Source organism: Marinarcus sediminis (SeqCode), from assembly GCF_048571275.1.
Lineage (GTDB): Bacteria > Campylobacterota > Campylobacteria > Campylobacterales > Arcobacteraceae > Marinarcus > Marinarcus sediminis.
In genome coordinates, this window is record NZ_CP182357.1 from 873176 (window position 1) to 888954 (window position 15779).

The window sequence follows — 15779 nt, forward strand, 5'->3', positions numbered from 1 at the left end:
AAGGGGTGGATGATTTATTTTTATAATATTTTTAATAAGTTACAAGTTATGATATAATAAACAAAAAGTAGAAATCATGAGACAAATTCTGTTTTTATTACTTTTATTTACTCTTTTTTTGCATGCCAACGCTAAGAGGGTTTTTTATATAAATTCTTACCATTCCGGTCTTTATTGGAGTGATGGGATTGAAAAAACCATTAAAGAAGTTTTGGAAAAATCCGCACTTCCCATTCAATTTGAAAGAGTTGAAATGGACTCAAAAAGAAATAACAGTGAATCTTATAAAAAAAGAGTAGCTCAAAAAATCAAAAATCAAATTGAAAATTTTAAACCTGATGTGATTATAGCTTCTGATGATAATGCTATTAAATATGTTATTTTACCCTATTTTAAAAATTCAACTATTCCAATTATTTTTTGCGGTATAAATGGTACTATAAAGAAGTATGAACAACTACCTAGTAATATAACTGGAATGGAAGAAGTCAAGCTTATTCCCCAACTTGTTGATACTTTAAAAAAATATGCAAAGGGGACGAGAATAGGTAGTTTAGATGATGATTCATTTAGTGTCAAATCGCAGAATCAATTTTTTGAAAAACAGTTAAATCAAAAAATCACTAAAATGTATGCAACAACAATAGAAGAATGGAAAAAGAATTTTATATATTTACAAAATAATACAGATATTTTACTCCTTGGGAATAGTGGGGCGTTAGTAAATTGGGATAAAAATAAAGAGGAGTTAAAAAATTTTGTCCAAAAGGAGACTAAAATACCATCTGCTGCTTGGGATATTACTTTAAATAATTTTGCTTTGCTAATTTTTGCTAATAAGCCTGAAGAGCAAGGTGAGTGCGTAGCCAATGCAGCCCTTAGAGTTCTAAAGGGTGAAAATATAAAAAATATACCAATAGTTGTAAATCAAAAAGCAAATATTTATATAAATACAACTTTAGCAAAAAAGCTTGATATCGTATTTCCTTTTGATATTATAGATAATGCGGTACTGGTCAAATGATAAAAAACAACTCTTTAAAAACGGCACTTTTAATTCCCATTCTTACGATTATTGTCTTGGGCATAGGTACAATTTTCTATTTTTCATATCACGATTTGAAAAAGGAGATTGACATTGCACAAGAGCAACTCTACAGTGAAAAAATTGATAATATCATTTTTCTTATCAATCAAAAATATCAAACACTTTTAAAAACACAAATGAAAGAGGCATATGAAGAGCGATTTAAAGAGAGTACTTTAGAGATTATCAAAAAAGTTTTTGATAAAGGAAAGGAGAGTTACCCTTTTATTATAGATGAAAACAGAGTTCTTGTACTGCATAAAGTTTACAATAAAGAGAATGTCTACTTGTATCAAAATAAACCTGTATTTTTAAAAATAACAAAAGAAAAAAATGGCAATTTTGATATTTTAAAATATGATAATAATCGATGGATTATTTTTAAATATTTTGAACCTTGGGATTGGATAGTGGGATATCGAGTGAATCAAGAGCATAAATACAAAGAGTTATATGCTTTTGAGGAAGAGTTTTTGGCGATTTCTTTTGTGATATTGTTGTTTATTTCATTGCTTATTTTATTGATTGTAAGAAAAACATTAAAACCCATTGATAACTTATCGAATGTTTCAAAAGAGATTACCTCGGGAAATTTAAATGCAGAAATTGAAGTTTTGGGAGTTAAAGAGCTGAAAATATTGTCAGAAAATTTCAGAAGAATGAGAGATAAGATTTCAGAAGACATTACTCAACTTAAAGTGCAAGAAGAGAAGATAAAAGCATTTAACAGCGAACTTCAAGAAGAGGTCAGATTAAGAACCAAAGAGTTGGAAACAGAAAAAGAGGTTTTTGAAACACTCTTTAATGATGCGTATGATGGGGTCTCTTTATATAAAAAGGACAGATTTATTGCTTGTAATCAGGCTCTTGTAAAGATGTTGGGTTGTGAGAGTAAAGAGGCTTTCTTAAAAATGAAAAGAGAAGATGTCTCTCCCGTATTTCAGCCCAATGGCCAAAAATCCTCTGAATTGGCCAATAAACATATTCAAAAATGTTTGAATGAAGGAAGTGCGCAGTTTGAGTGGATGCATAAAAAAGTCAATGGAGAAGAGTTTTGGGCGGAAATTGTTTTAACAAGAATTGTTATAGACAATGAAGCTTTAGTGCATGGAGTATGGCGAAATATTCAAGATAAAAAGGCATTGGAATTAGAAATAGAGAATAAAAATATTGATTTGCAAGAGTACAATGATGAGCTTGAGGTGATGATTGAGAATTTAAGAATAACTCAAAATAAACTTGTTGAGAGTGAAAAACTTGCCAGTCTTGGAAGTTTGGTTTCAGGCGTCGCTCATCAAATCAGTCCGCCTTTAGGACTGAGTGTTACTGTTGCTTCGCACTTGGATTATCTTTATGAAGAGGCAAATGAAAAATTCACTCAAAAGTGTTTGAAAGAAGAGGAGTGTGAATCATATTTGAACAGTTCGACAAGTTTGGTGAAATCTATTGTATCCAATTTGACTAAAATGGAAAAAATTGTAGAAAACTTTAAACAAGTGGCCATTGATCAAACCAGTGAACAAAAAAGACTTTTTAAAGTTAAAGAGTATATAAGAGGCATACTAATCAGTATAGAGCATTTAACCAAACAACGAAATATCGAATTTAATATTGAGTGTGATGATATGCTTGAGATTACCTCTTTTCCTGGATTTTTTGTTCAAATTATTACTCATTTGGTATCCAATTCACTTGAACATGCTTATAATCAAACAGATAAAGGTATGATTTTTATCTCTGTCAGTAAAAATGCAAAGAACCTTATGTTGAAATACCGTGATGATGGTAAAGGTATATCCAAGAAAAATTTATCAAAAATATATGAACCTTTTTTCTCAACCAAAACAGAAAATGCCACTTTAGGGCTGGGATTAAATGTCGTGTATAATTTAGTCACAACCAATTTAAAAGGGTCAATTACGTGTGAAAGCCAAGAGGGCAAAGGGACTATGTTTAAAATAGAAATACCGCTTTAGTATATTAACTTAACGTAATATGGGTCACTTCACTGCTTGCACCTAATCTCATAGGCGGACCCCAAAATCCTGTCCCTTTATTGACATATATTTGTGTGGTTTCATTGTGTTGGTGCAGACCTTTTATGTAAGGTTGTACAAGTCTGACTAAAAGATTAAAAGGGACAATTTGTCCACCATGCGTGTGTCCACTGAGCACTAAGTCAATAGAGGAAGGAACTTCATAGATATATTTTGGTTGGTGAGCCAGAAGAAGTGTGGGAGAATTTTCATCAATATTTTCCAGTGCTTTGTTAATATCTGGCACATACTCTTTGGTACGATACCCAAAAATATCGTAAACACCACAGAGGTTAAACCCTTTTGATGCTTCTCCAATATAGACAGATTCATTTTCTAAAACTTTAATGCCCAATGTTTTGACATACGAAATAATTTTGCCCACATCATGAAAGTATTCATGGTTGCCCACAATAAAATAGGTGCCATATTTTGATTGTATGTTTTGTAACTGATCAACTGCATTTTTAGCATAGGTCATATCTGTATCAATCAAATCCCCAGTAATAACTACTATATCAGGTGTTAAATGATTGATTTTTTTAATCAAAGAAGCCATAAATTCAGTGTTGATGAGTCCACCTATATGGATATCACTGATTTGAACAAGGGTGTATTTTTTTGTTAAGTTGTTTATTTTTATTGATACGTCTTCAATGTTTATGGTTCTTGCATTGTAGATGGCTTTTGCATTGACTGAAGTTGCGAGAACAAGAGAGGCAATATCTAAAGATTTTTTAAAAAAAGTTCTTCTGGGTTCATCTTTTACGGTTTTATTTATTGTGTATGAAAAAAAATCATACACTAGCGTGGTGGTAAATAATAAAAAAATAATACCAATGGGAATACTTAATAAAAAGTAAACAGTATTGGGTACAACAGGGTAGTATCTGACAAGCATATATCCAAAAACACTCAATAAATTGACGATAAGGAGAGAATTAAGCACATATTTGTATTTTGTTTTTAAGTGGAGCTTGTTAATGAAACGTTTTGAAACATATATACTCAGTATTAGAAAAACAAATAAGAAAATGGTCATAAATATTAAAAGTCTCATGAAGTATTATATAATAATTTATTGTCTATTCCCCCTTTTTTATTAAGTGAGGAAACGATATAATGACACAAACTAGTCACTAGGGAGAAGTATTAATGAATAAAATGACCATTTCTAGGAAATTTATGTTAATTTCGTTGAGTGTTACGTTTGTTACAATGATAGTAGGATATTTGATATTGAATGGCTACAAAAAGACATTGGTTGAAGATGTGTATACGAATATTATTTCGGATATGCAAACATTGGCAAAAGATAGAATTGAATCAAAATTTGATGTGGGCATCTCTAATGCGATATCAATTGCTAATGATCGTATGTTACAAAAGGCCTTGCAATCGAATGACAGAGCTTTAGCCATGGAAACGCTTTCAAGTTTGTCGGCAAAAATGAAAGAGAGTACACCCTTTAAAAACATTAAAGTGCATATTCATACAGCCGATAACAAATCCTTTTTAAGAAGTTGGGTTCCAGATAAGTATGGAGATGATTTAAGTTCATTCAGACACAGCGTGGTTAAAGTCAATGAAACAGAACAAGTGGTAAATACTTTTGAAGTGGGTAAAGCGGGATTAAGTATTCGTTCAGTTGTACCTATTCTTTCCTCTAACAGTGAACATTTAGGTTCATTGGAGTTCATGCAAGGGATTAATTCGGTTGCTAAACTTTTTGATAAAACAGAAGATGGGTTTTTACTTTTAATGGATGCTTCTTTGGCGGTGGCAAAAATTGCTCCTGAAAAGATGTTAAAAGATTATGTTATTTCTCAAAAATTTGTGAACAAAGCGTTTTTAGAAGATGCCAAAAAAATAGATTTTAAAGTCTTAAAAAAAGATAAAATTTTAAATACAGATAACTATACATACAGTTACATTGATATCAAAGATTATGAAAATAAAGTGATTGGACTAGCCTTAGTGGGAAGACCACATGCCATTGTCCATTTGGCCATTGATCAAGCGACCAATTTGATTGCGATTGCTTTGACTCTGTTAGTGATTTCTCTGTTCGCAACACTTATTGTCTCTTTAATAACGATGAGAAGTAATATTATAAGTCCTATAAAAGATTTAAAAAAAGCCATTGATGGAATAAAAGAGAGTCGTACAAAATCTACTTTAATTCCTATAAAAAATAATGATGAAATTGGCGATGTTGTTACCAGCTTTAATGAGTATTTATCGGGGATTAAAAACGGTATGGAAATTGATACTGAGGTTATTGATGAAGCCAGAAAAGTCATTGAAAAAGTCAATGTAGGATTGTTTAATGATAGGATTACCAAAGAGGCAAATTCAAAAGAGGTGGCTTCTTTAATTGCAGTTATTAACAACATGATTCAAACAACCAGTCAAAGCTTATTGGCAATTTCTCAAGCCTTGATTGAACTCTCTCATGCCAAATATGATAAAGAGATATCAACGATAGATGGTACAACGGGTCTTATTGCATCGCTGTTTAATGGTATTCGAGTGACGCAATCTACTATGTCTGAAGTGATGGCGTTAATTGACAGTTCAAATATTAAATTAGAGTACAGTTCAAAAGAGTTATCAACGGCATCAAGAAAGTTAAGTGATTCATCCAATATTCAAGCGGTGTCATTAGAAGAGACAGCTGCAGCCATTGAAGAGATTGCCGCAACAATTAAACAAAGCAGTGCCAATGCTCAAAAAATGACAACGTATGCACAAAATGTTACGAAGTCAAATGAAGTAGGGAAACAGTTGGCGCACCAAACGGTTAATTCAATGGATGAGTTGAGTAAAGAGGTCAATATGATTTTGGAAGCCATCTCAATTATCGACCAAATTGCATTCCAGACCAATATTTTAAGTTTAAATGCAGCCGTTGAAGCGGCTACTGCAGGAGAAGCGGGTAAAGGGTTTGCGGTTGTTGCTGCGGAAGTGAGAAACCTTGCTACACGAAGTGCAGAAGCGGCGAAAGATATTAAGAATTTGGTGGAGAGTGCTACCAATAAAGCCAATGAGAGCAAAGTTATTACGGATAAAATGCTTCATGGATACACCGAATTGGATGAAAATATCAGTACTACCATTGGACTGATTGAAGAAGTTGCCAATGCTTCAAAAGAGCAACAAAATGCCATTATCCAAATTACCGATACCGTGAACTCATTGGATAAAGCAACACAAGAGAATGCTTCATTGGCTTCAAATATCAGTGCAATGGCGCAAAACACGCAAGAGTTGGTGGAACAACTCAAAAATGCGGTCAGTAACACTACGTATAATGAAGCTTCTAAAAAACGCATTTGTGAACCGAATCTGATTTTTAGAATCAATAAACTCAAATCAGATCACATCGTATTTAAAGACAATAATTTCTGTAACTGTGGCGTGGGGAAAACGTTTACGGTTAAAAATCACAATGAGTGTGATTTGGGGAAATGGATAGATGAAAATAAAGAGAAACCTTTTGCGCAATCTTCACAATGGAAAGAGCTTTTGATTGTTCATGAAGATGTTCATACAAAAGTGCAAAAAACGGTTGATTTATACGCCAAAGGTGCCTCAAATGAAGAGATCTTTAATTACACCAAAGATGTCGAAACCAGTGCCACTAAAGTGTTTAACCTCTTAGATAAATTAAGAGAAATAAACTGTGAAACTCAAAAGTAGTATTAATTCATAGTACTTTTTATGGCTTCATAAAGAGTCTCTATCTCCTCTTTCGTTTGAGAGTAGTGGATAGAGATTCTCACCCATCCGGGTTTGTCTGCTAAATCAATTTGATCTTTTAATCCCAATAAATCATGGCCATACGGTCCAGCACAAGAGCATCCTGCTCGTGTTTGTATCCCTTTTGAAGATAAAAATTCACAAATTTCATAAGGATCTTTTTTCTCTATGTTAAAAGAGACAATCCCAATGTTTTTTGCATTTTGATTGCCATAAATTTTAATCGATGGGATTTTTTTAAGTTGCGTTAAGAAGCCACTTAAGAGTTCTTGTTTTCGTTGTTCAATGAATTCAAATCCTATCTCATTTCGTAAAGCATAGGCTAAGGCAGCTTTGATGAGTTGCAAAATCCCTGGCGTTCCCGCGGTTTCTCTTGATTGTATGTCTTCGTGATATATTTGAGAGGTTTTGCTCACATATTGAACCGTTCCTCCGCCTGAAAAACTCGGTGCCAATGAAGTATCTACAAGTGATTTTTTAATGACCAATAATCCACAACTTCCTGGGCCTCCTAAGAGTTTATGTGGAGAGAGAATCATGGCATCATAATATTGACAATCAATGTTCATAGATGAAGAGCTCGCTGCCGCATCAAAACAGACAATGGCTTTGTATTTTCTGAGTAAATTTGAAATCTCTTTATAACAGGTGATAATGCCCGTGACATTGGAAGCAATACAAAAAGTAGCAATGATATCTCGATGTTGATTGGCTTTTAAAATGGTTTCAAGCTGCACCAAGTCCATTAACCCCTCTGCATTAAGTTGAATCCTCATCACTTCACATAATGCTTCTCGATAACTTACCTCATTAGAGTGATGCTCATAAGGGCCAACAATTACCAGTGGTAAATCGGATTTATTGACAGTTAATTGTAATCGTTGAAGTGTTGCTGGAGGGATATACAGACCTAAAAGTTCTTGAAATTTTTTAATTGCAGCCGTTGCACCACACCCTGTGGGTAAAATGGCAAATTCATCAGAAACTTCAAGTGAGTTGTAAAGACTTTGGATGGCTTGTTCATAATAACTGTTGGTTAAAAAAGCCATTGACGCCTCTTTTGAGTGTGTATTGGCATAGGTTTTTAAAATATCATAGATTCTGTTTTCAATAGGACGAAAACCCAATCCTGATGCTGTATAATCAAAGTATTGAGTTTTATGAATGCCTATGGTGTTGTATTTAATATAGTCAAGTTTATTGGTATCTTTTGAAAAAAATGGTTTAAAAAGTTTACTTGTCATTTCCCAGCTTTAAAACAAAATCATTAAAAGAAGTATAACCACTTTTAATATATTTTATAATTAAATCTTCTATTATTTTGGGAGCATCACTTGCAGGAAACTTAATGTTGGGTTTCTCTCCAAAACGGCTTTTACTGCCTTCTAAATGTCCACCCAATACCAGTTCAAAACCAGTAACAGTTTCATCGTTTTGTTTGACTTTACACCCAATTAATCCAATATCAACAATATGTGGGTGTGCACATGAATTGGGACAACCGTTCACACTGATAGAGATCTTTTCTTGGAAATCGGGGAATTTATGCTCTAAATGTGCCACAATCTCTTTGGCCAAACCTTTGGTTTCACTGATGGCAAATTTACAAAAATTAAGTCCCGTACATGCCAATGTTCGAGCATTAAATACCGATGGTTTGGTTTGAATATTAACGGCATCCAAATCTTTTGCCATCTCTTGAGCTTGCAGTGTAGGTGCATCTAAAATCACAAAATTTTGTGTCGTTGTTGTTTTTATTGTGGTTGCCTCATATTTTTTCATTACGGATAAAAGATTTAACAATCCTGTTGCCGTAATATTTCCACTGCTGATGGCACACCCAATATAACTTTTACTTCGTACGGTACTTTCATGAATGCCAAAGTGTTCCCGTTTTTCATACGCAGTAAAATCTTGAACTTTTTGCTCTTTTAAAACAAAATTGATGTTCTCATGTAACACCTCTTTGAATTTTTCAATGCCCCACTCTTGGATAATATGTCCCAATCGTGCTTTTCTTCTGTTCTCTCTGTTCCCATGCTCTTTATAGATTTTAGAAACGGCTTTAACCGTAGGTAAGACTTGAGAAGCAGTGACATAACCAATATGGTGCGCAAACTGTTTATTTGAAGCCAAACCTCCACCTACGTGAACGTCAAACAAGGTTTTTGTATCAGAGACTTTGGTTGCGGTGAAACTCAAATCTTGAATTTCATGCGAAATACAGTGTTTATTACACCCACTGATAGAGACTTTATATTTTCTGGGCAAGTTTGAAAGGTTTTTATTTCCTGCAAAATAGGCATTGACTTTTTCAACCAAAGGTCTCACATCACAAATTTGGTCATGATCAATGCCATTTACTGGACACGTAACTACGTTTCTGGGAACATCTCCCGCTGCAAAAACGGTGCTTAATCCCACTTCGTGCAGTTGGGTAAAGATTGCAGGCAGATTTGCAACCGTGATATAGTGAAACTGAATATCTTGTCGGGTTGTAAAATCAGCCGTTCCTCTTGCATACTCATTTGAAATATGGGCAAGTCTCTCTATTTGTTCTAAGTTAAGCTCTCCATTGGGAAGTTTAACCCGTAACATGAAGTATAAAGTATTGTCATTTTCATCTTGCAGATTTCTGTTTTGAGTATACAGACCATACCATTTAAAACGGTCAATATCTTCTGGATTAACGGCTTCACCTAATACGGCGTATACATAAATATCTTGTAAAACGTCTAATCCATCTTTCTCTTTTTTTATTCTTTCAACTCTTTGAGCTGCTGTCTCTTTACTCATACGATTTCCTAAAATATTTCTTTTGCTTCCCAATGTGGAAAGTGTTTTCTCACAAGTGCATTAAACTCAACTTCAAAAGCTGAATATTCACCCGCTCGTCTTTTGGCTTGCGTGGTCGATTTATTGACAATCATTCCTGCTCCAACTGTGTTGTTGGTAATTCTATTGATGATAATAAAAGAACCCATCGCTTTGTTGTTTTCATACGGATCAAACGCTATGGCTTGTTCCAAATCCAATTTGGCATGACCAATCTCATTGAGATTGAGTGTGCTTGTGTTTTGATGTTCTAAGGTATTGACATCGGTTTTATAATAAAACTCTTCAATAGAACCTGTAGTCACCGTTGAAGCACGTTTGATAAAGTACGATTTCCCTTTTAATAATGGCTCTTCACTCATCCAAACAATATTGACATCCAATGCGGTTGCACTGTCAGGTTGTTCATTGCTTTTAACCAAAATATCCCCACGACTGATGTCGATTTCATCGTTTAATGTAATTGTAATGGCTTGTTGTGCATAGGCATAATCAAGGTTAGCATCATAGGTAATAATCTCTTTAACCGTTGAGCTTTTCCCCGAAGGTAAAACCGTTACCGCATCACCTACGTTGATGATTCCAGACGCCACTGTTCCACAAAAACCTCTGAAGTCTAAGTTTGGTCGGTTGACATATTGAACGGGCATTCTAAAGTGAACTAAGTCTCTGTCGTTGGCAATTTCAATATTTTCTAGTGTGTGCATCAACGTATCACCCTTGTACCAAGGTGATTTTGGAGATACATTTACTACGTTGTCCCCATTTAACGCACTTAAAGGAATTAACGTAATATCGTCAGTCAAGCCCAACTCTTTGGCAAAAATCAAATAATCTTTGACAATCTCATTGTATCTTGTTTCACTGAAATCCACCAAGTCCATTTTATTGACCGCCACAATAATGTGTTTAATTCCCAATAATTTGGCAATAAAAGAGTGTCGTTTGGTTTGCGTTTGAATCCCATATCGGGCATCAATTAAAATAATGGCTAAGTCAGCCGTACTCGCACCCGTGGCCATATTTCTTGTATATTGCTCATGACCGGGAGTATCGGCAATGATGAATTTTCTTTTATCGGTTGCAAAATATCGGTACGCTACATCAATGGTAATACCTTGTTCTCGTTCACTTTGTAAACCATCCACTAACAGGGCTAAGTCAAACTCTTCACCTGTGGTTCCTGATTTTTTAGTGTCATTTTTAATGGCAGCCAATTGGTCTTCAAAAATCATTTTAGAGTCGTGTAAAAGTCTTCCAATTAAGGTACTTTTACCATCATCAACACTTCCACAAGTAATAAATCTTAGCAGTTGTTTATTCTCGTGCTCTTTTAAGTAGCTCTCTATATCGTTGGCTATTTTTGTTTCTTGTATTGACATCTTAGAAGTACCCCTCAATTTTTTTCTTTTCCATTGATCCAGCGGAATCATTATCAATGACTCGACCTTGTCTCTCACTTGTTTTTGTCAACAACATCTCTTGAATAATTTCAGGCAAGGTGTTGGCTTCACTCTCAACTGCTCCTGTTAATGGGTAACATCCCAAGGTTCTAAATCGAACGCTCTCCATTGATGGCACTTCACCCTCTTTTAAAGGAAGCCTTTCGTCATCGACTAAAATCTTAACCCCATCACGTACAACAACAGGTCTTTTTTTAGCGTAGTATAAAGGAACAATAGGAATCCCTTCTAAATAGATGTACTGCCAAATATCAAGCTCTGTCCAGTTTGAAATAGGGAAAACTCGAATTGATTCCCCTTTGTGAACTCTTGAGTTATAGATATTCCAAAGCTCTGGTCGTTGGTTTTTTGGATCCCATCGGTGCTTTTCATCTCGAAATGAATAGATTCTCTCTTTGGCTCGAGATTTCTCTTCATCTCTTCTGGCTCCTCCAAATACGGCATCAAACTTGTATTTGTTAAGAGCTTGTTTTAAGCCTTCTGTTTTCATGACATCGGTATGCACAGCACTTCCATGCGTGAATGGGCCAATGCCTTGGTCAATTCCATCTTGATTGACGTGGACTAAAAGTTCAAATCCAAGCTCTTTGGCTCTTTGGTCTCGAAACTCAATCATCTCTTTAAACTTCCATGTGGTATCTACGTGAAGCAGAGGGAAAGGAAGTTTTGCTGGGTGAAATGCTTTGACCGCAAGGTGCAGCATTACAGCAGAATCTTTACCTACTGAGTAAAGCATAGCTGGGTTTTCAAACTCAGCTATCACTTCTCTCATGATATGAATTGATTCAGCTTCAAGCTGTTTTAAGTGTGTCAACCTTTCTGTACTTATCATAAAATTTTCTCCAATTATCTCAATTATTTTTTGTGTAAACCACACTCTTTATGTTCAGGGTTTTCCCACCACCATCGTCCACTTCGTATGTCCTTACCTTCTTTTATGGCTCTCGTACATGGTGCACAACCAATTGAAGGGTAACCGTGGTCATGAAGTTTGTTGTAAGGCACTTTATGGGTTTTAATGTAGTCCCAAACATCCTCTTCGCTCCAAAGTAAAAGAGGATTGAGTTTGATGACTTTGTTGTTTTCATCATACTCTACAAGGTGCATGGCTTCTCGTGTGATACTTTGAGAAGCTCGCAAACCTGTAATCCAAATATTTAAACCTTGTAAGGCTCTTTGAAGAGGGGCTATTTTTCTGACAAAACAGCATCTCTTTCTGTTTTCAATACTCTCATAAAAGCCATTGATTCCTTGCTCTTTATACAGAGTTTCAACCTCTTTTGCATCGGGAAAATAGACATCCACTTTGATGTTGTATTTTAAATTGGTATTGTCCATGACACTGTAGGTTTCATAGGGAAGTCTTCCAGTATCAAGGGTAAATATTTTTGCACTTTTGTCTTGTTTTAAAATCATGTCCGTTAAGACTTGATCTTCTGCTCCAAAACTGCTTGAAAGGGCAATTTTACCTTTATAGGTTTTTAAAAAATATTCCAACACTTCTTGTGGTGAAGCCGTTTTGAATTTTTCATTTAACTCTTTTACTTTATCCAACATCTAAATTCCTAAATTTGATACTCAGGCGCTTTGATTCTGCCTAAACTGATTTTATTCCATGCTCTTTCATGAAAGTAGTACAAAATCATTTTTGTAACTACTTCAATCGAACCAATAGATGCGGCCATTATTAAATTGCCTGTAATAAAATATGAAATAATCATGGTGTCAAGCGTACCTACTGTTCTCCATGATATAGTTTTAATAACCGATCTATAAGCTTTTTCTTGCATTCACTTCTTCCTTAAAATATAAGAGATTATATGACCTATTCGTCATATAATCCTGCGCTTAAATATCTCTCCCCTGTATCACAAAGAATCGTAACGATTGTTTTACCTTTGTTTTCAGCTCTTGCTGCAATTTGTGAAGCAACATAGATGTTCGCTCCAGCAGAGATACCCACTAAAATTCCTTCTTCTTTTGCAACGGCTCTTGAAGTGGCAATGGCATTCTCATTGCTGACTTGAATCACTTCATCATATAGCGTTGTATTTAACACAGCAGGTACAAATCCCGCTCCAATTCCTTGGATTTTATGAGGACCGGGTTTTCCACCACTTAATACAGGTGATGCTTCAGGCTCAACAGCAATAACTTGAATGTTTGGGTTGTGTTTTTTTAACGTTTCCCCAATTCCTGTAATACTTCCACCTGTACCAATAGCTGCAACTAAGATATCGACTTTTCCATCGGTATCGTTTAAAATCTCTTGCGCAGTGGTAATTCTGTGAATTGCAGGGTTTGCTTCGTTGGCAAATTGTTGAGGCACAAATGAGTTCTCAATGGTTTTGCTCAATTCATCGGCTTTATCCACAGCCCCTTTCATTCCTTTTTCAGGCTCTGTCAATACAAGTTCTGCACCCAATGCTTGTAAAAGTTTTCTTCTTTCAATACTCATTGAACTTGGCATGGTAAGAATAAGTTTGATTCCTTTGGCTGCACAAACAGCTGCAAGTGCAATTCCTGTATTTCCACTTGTTGGTTCAATTACGGTTGTACCTTCTGTGATAAGTCCTGCTTTTAACGCTTCATTGATCATGTTAAAACCAATTCGGTCTTTAACGGAATGTGTTGGATTCATAAATTCACATTTTCCAAGAACGGTTACTCCATTTGTGCTTGCTTTTTGTAGCTTTACAAGTGGCGTATTTCCAATTAATTCTGTAACATTATCTGCATATTTCATCTTCAACTCCTATGTTTAATTTATATATTGTAGTGTAAATATTGGTTATATTTATCTTGATACTCTTCCAAGTCTTGCAGTGTCAAATCAAAAATTTTCTCAACTTTTTGTTTTGTTTCATCTAAAAAGATGTTCAATACTGGGTTTTGACTTCGAGTATCACTGATTTTAATTCCATCTTCAAGTGCAATTAAAATATCTTTGACCAAAATATTTGTTGGCTCTGTTGCCAACATATATCCACCTCTTGAGCCCCTAATACTTTTTACTAACTTCGCTTTTCTCAACTTACTTAAAAGTTGTTCAAGGTAGTTTTGCGGGATGTTTGCATTTGCAGAAATCTCTCTGATTTGCATGGGCTCACCCTTTTGATGTTGATACAACTCATGCATGGCACTTAAACCATACATGCCTTTTGAAGAAATCAGTGGCATAATAACCCCTTACGCCAACGCTTGTGTTAAATCTTCAATTAAATCTTTTGGATCTTCAAGACCAATACTCAATCTTACTGTCGCTGGATTAACACCGGCTTTAATCAGCTCATCCGCTGGAATTTGAGAGTGAGTTGTACTTGCAGGGTGAACAATCAATGATTTAGAATCACCAATATTAACCACCACTGAAAAGAGTTTTGCACTGTCAATGATTCGTTTTGCTTCTTCGTATGATTGGGCTTCAAAAGAGAGTAACCCAGAGGCTTTTCCCTCTTTGAAATATTTTTGTGCTCGTGCATATTCACTGTTGTTTGTTAAACCTGGATAGGAAACATTCACAACTTTAGGGTGCGATTCCAAAAATTTTGCCACTTCTAAAGCACTTTTAGAGTGTTGGTCAACTCTGATTTTAAGCGTTTCCAAACCTTGTAAAAGTAACCAAGAGTTAAACGGTGATTGGGCGGCTCCAATATCTCGTAAAAGCGCCAATCGAATTCTCAAACAGAAGTTTGGAAGAGGAACATCGGTATAGACCAAACCATGATACGACTCATCGGGTGTACTAAAATGTGTATATCTTGGTGAAGTTTTAAACAGTTCATTTAAGCCTGCTCTCTCAACAACAATTCCACCAATCGCAGTTCCTTGTCCATTGGTATATTTACTTGTTGAGTGCACAACCACATCTACACCCCATTTGATAGGGTTAAACAAAGCTGCTGTTGCAACAGTGTTATCACATACTGTGATGACACCATGTTTTTGCGCAATGGCAACGACTTTTTCTACATCGGTAATGGCAATTTGTGGGTTAGATAATGACTCAAAGAAAATTGCTTTTGTTTTGTCATCAATTAACGCTTCTAAATTTGAAGCATCGGCACTTTTAAATACTTTTGCTGTGATGCCAAATCGTTTAATGGTATGGGTCAAAAGTGTTACTGCACCACCATAAAGTTTGTCAGAGATAATGATATTATCCCCCGCTTCTGCGACGTTTGCAATGGCATAAAAAATAGCAGATTGTCCAGAAGCCACACAAATAGCAGCGGCTCCACCTTCAAGTTCGGCATATCTTTTTTCCAATACATCGGTTGTTGGGTTGGTCAATCTTGTGTAGATTGGTCCTAACTCTTTAAGTGCAAATAAGTTAGCTGCATGTTCAGCATCTCTGAAAGCATACGCTGTTGTTTGCGCAATAGGAACGCTCATTGTTCCATAACCCTCTTTGTTGTCATATCCTGCATGAATAGCAATGGTTTCTTGTTGCATTTTTGTCCTTTTTTGTTTCTATTTAAAATATATGTTGGAAGTTTATACTATTTTTTTATTAATGTCAAGTAATTTAATGGTGATTAATCTAATCATACTATAAATAGGTGTGTATTTAAATCTTGATTATTTTAGTATGGT

13 protein-coding genes are annotated in these 15779 nt (G+C 35.1%); 3 read left to right on the forward strand and 10 right to left on the reverse strand.

Annotated elements, in window-relative coordinates; translation table 11 throughout:
* Positions 1-76 precede the first annotated feature (76 nt).
* Complete coding sequence (locus ACNI3C_RS04485) at positions 77-1024, forward strand: ABC transporter substrate-binding protein (protein ID WP_419771055.1); 948 nt, start codon at positions 77-79, stop codon at positions 1022-1024.
* On the forward strand, positions 1021-3063 hold the full coding sequence (locus tag ACNI3C_RS04490; RefSeq protein ID WP_419771056.1) for a HAMP domain-containing sensor histidine kinase: 2043 nt from the start codon (positions 1021-1023) through the stop codon (positions 3061-3063). Before ACNI3C_RS04485 ends, ACNI3C_RS04490 begins: the two co-directional genes overlap by 4 nt.
* Positions 3064-3067: 4 nt before the next feature.
* On the opposite strand, the gene ACNI3C_RS04495 is transcribed toward ACNI3C_RS04490, so the two are convergent.
* Complete coding sequence (locus ACNI3C_RS04495) at positions 3068-4024, reverse strand: metallophosphoesterase (protein WP_419771057.1); 957 nt, start codon at positions 4022-4024, stop codon at positions 3068-3070.
* A gap of 284 nt (positions 4025-4308) precedes the next feature.
* Here ACNI3C_RS04495 and ACNI3C_RS04500 point away from each other — a divergent pair, with 284 nt between their 5' ends.
* Positions 4309-6825, forward strand: coding sequence for a methyl-accepting chemotaxis protein (locus tag ACNI3C_RS04500; RefSeq protein WP_419771058.1), 2517 nt, complete (start codon positions 4309-4311; stop codon positions 6823-6825).
* A gap of 2 nt (positions 6826-6827) precedes the next feature.
* Here ACNI3C_RS04500 and ACNI3C_RS04505 read toward each other — a convergent pair whose 3' ends face one another.
* The 9 genes from ACNI3C_RS04505 to ACNI3C_RS04545 are packed head-to-tail and all read right to left on the reverse strand — an operon-like array spanning position 6828 to position 15638.
* Positions 6828-8129 carry an aminotransferase class V-fold PLP-dependent enzyme gene (locus ACNI3C_RS04505; protein WP_419771059.1) on the reverse strand — a complete coding sequence of 434 codons (1302 nt, stop codon included), beginning with the start codon at positions 8127-8129 and terminating at the stop codon, positions 6828-6830.
* The gene (locus tag ACNI3C_RS04510) at positions 8119-9681 is read right to left on the reverse strand and encodes a nitrite/sulfite reductase (protein WP_419771060.1); all 1563 of its coding nucleotides are present in this window, start codon (positions 9679-9681) and stop codon (positions 8119-8121) included. Before ACNI3C_RS04510 ends, ACNI3C_RS04505 begins: the two co-directional genes overlap by 11 nt.
* A gap of 8 nt (positions 9682-9689) precedes the next feature.
* Positions 9690-11102, reverse strand: coding sequence for a sulfate adenylyltransferase subunit CysN (cysN, locus tag ACNI3C_RS04515; protein WP_419771061.1), 1413 nt, complete (start codon positions 11100-11102; stop codon positions 9690-9692).
* 1 nt (position 11103) lies between these two features.
* Positions 11104-12015 (reverse strand): sulfate adenylyltransferase subunit CysD, encoded by a 912-nt coding sequence (cysD, locus tag ACNI3C_RS04520; protein WP_419771062.1) that lies wholly within the window; start codon positions 12013-12015, stop codon positions 11104-11106.
* Between the two features lie 23 nt (positions 12016-12038).
* Complete coding sequence (locus ACNI3C_RS04525; protein WP_419771063.1) at positions 12039-12740, reverse strand: phosphoadenylyl-sulfate reductase; 702 nt, start codon at positions 12738-12740, stop codon at positions 12039-12041.
* A gap of 8 nt (positions 12741-12748) precedes the next feature.
* Positions 12749-12973 (reverse strand): DUF2061 domain-containing protein, encoded by a 225-nt coding sequence (locus ACNI3C_RS04530; protein ID WP_419771064.1) that lies wholly within the window; start codon positions 12971-12973, stop codon positions 12749-12751.
* 35 nt (positions 12974-13008) lie between these two features.
* Positions 13009-13929 (reverse strand): cysteine synthase A, encoded by a 921-nt coding sequence (gene cysK / locus ACNI3C_RS04535; RefSeq protein WP_419771065.1) that lies wholly within the window; start codon positions 13927-13929, stop codon positions 13009-13011.
* 20 nt (positions 13930-13949) lie between these two features.
* Positions 13950-14363, reverse strand: a complete 414-nt coding sequence (locus ACNI3C_RS04540) for an Rrf2 family transcriptional regulator (RefSeq protein WP_419771066.1) — start codon at positions 14361-14363, stop codon at positions 13950-13952.
* Between the two features lie 9 nt (positions 14364-14372).
* Positions 14373-15638 (reverse strand): O-acetylhomoserine aminocarboxypropyltransferase/cysteine synthase family protein, encoded by a 1266-nt coding sequence (locus ACNI3C_RS04545; RefSeq protein WP_419771067.1) that lies wholly within the window; start codon positions 15636-15638, stop codon positions 14373-14375.
* Between the last annotated feature and the right edge of the window lie 141 nt (positions 15639-15779).

What these genes read in the sequence shown, in the direction of transcription:
- ACNI3C_RS04490 (WP_419771056.1), top strand. Translation starts at nt 1,021, where the DNA reads ATGATAAAAAACAACTCTTTAAAAACGGCACTTTTAATTCCCATTCTT.
- cysK (WP_419771065.1), bottom strand. Translation starts at nt 13,929, where the DNA reads ATGAAATATGCAGATAATGTTACAGAATTAATTGGAAATACGCCACTT.
- ACNI3C_RS04530 (WP_419771064.1), bottom strand. Translation starts at nt 12,973, where the DNA reads ATGCAAGAAAAAGCTTATAGATCGGTTATTAAAACTATATCATGGAGA.
- cysN (WP_419771061.1), bottom strand. Translation starts at nt 11,102, where the DNA reads ATGTCAATACAAGAAACAAAAATAGCCAACGATATAGAGAGCTACTTA.
- ACNI3C_RS04485 (WP_419771055.1), top strand. Translation starts at nt 77, where the DNA reads ATGAGACAAATTCTGTTTTTATTACTTTTATTTACTCTTTTTTTGCAT.
- ACNI3C_RS04500 (WP_419771058.1), top strand. Translation starts at nt 4,309, where the DNA reads ATGTTAATTTCGTTGAGTGTTACGTTTGTTACAATGATAGTAGGATAT.
- ACNI3C_RS04540 (WP_419771066.1), bottom strand. Translation starts at nt 14,363, where the DNA reads ATGCCACTGATTTCTTCAAAAGGCATGTATGGTTTAAGTGCCATGCAT.
- ACNI3C_RS04545 (WP_419771067.1), bottom strand. Translation starts at nt 15,638, where the DNA reads ATGCAACAAGAAACCATTGCTATTCATGCAGGATATGACAACAAAGAG.
- ACNI3C_RS04495 (WP_419771057.1), bottom strand. Translation starts at nt 4,024, where the DNA reads ATGCTTGTCAGATACTACCCTGTTGTACCCAATACTGTTTACTTTTTA.
- cysD (WP_419771062.1), bottom strand. Translation starts at nt 12,015, where the DNA reads ATGATAAGTACAGAAAGGTTGACACACTTAAAACAGCTTGAAGCTGAA.
- ACNI3C_RS04505 (WP_419771059.1), bottom strand. Translation starts at nt 8,129, where the DNA reads ATGACAAGTAAACTTTTTAAACCATTTTTTTCAAAAGATACCAATAAA.
- ACNI3C_RS04525 (WP_419771063.1), bottom strand. Translation starts at nt 12,740, where the DNA reads ATGTTGGATAAAGTAAAAGAGTTAAATGAAAAATTCAAAACGGCTTCA.
- ACNI3C_RS04510 (WP_419771060.1), bottom strand. Translation starts at nt 9,681, where the DNA reads ATGAGTAAAGAGACAGCAGCTCAAAGAGTTGAAAGAATAAAAAAAGAG.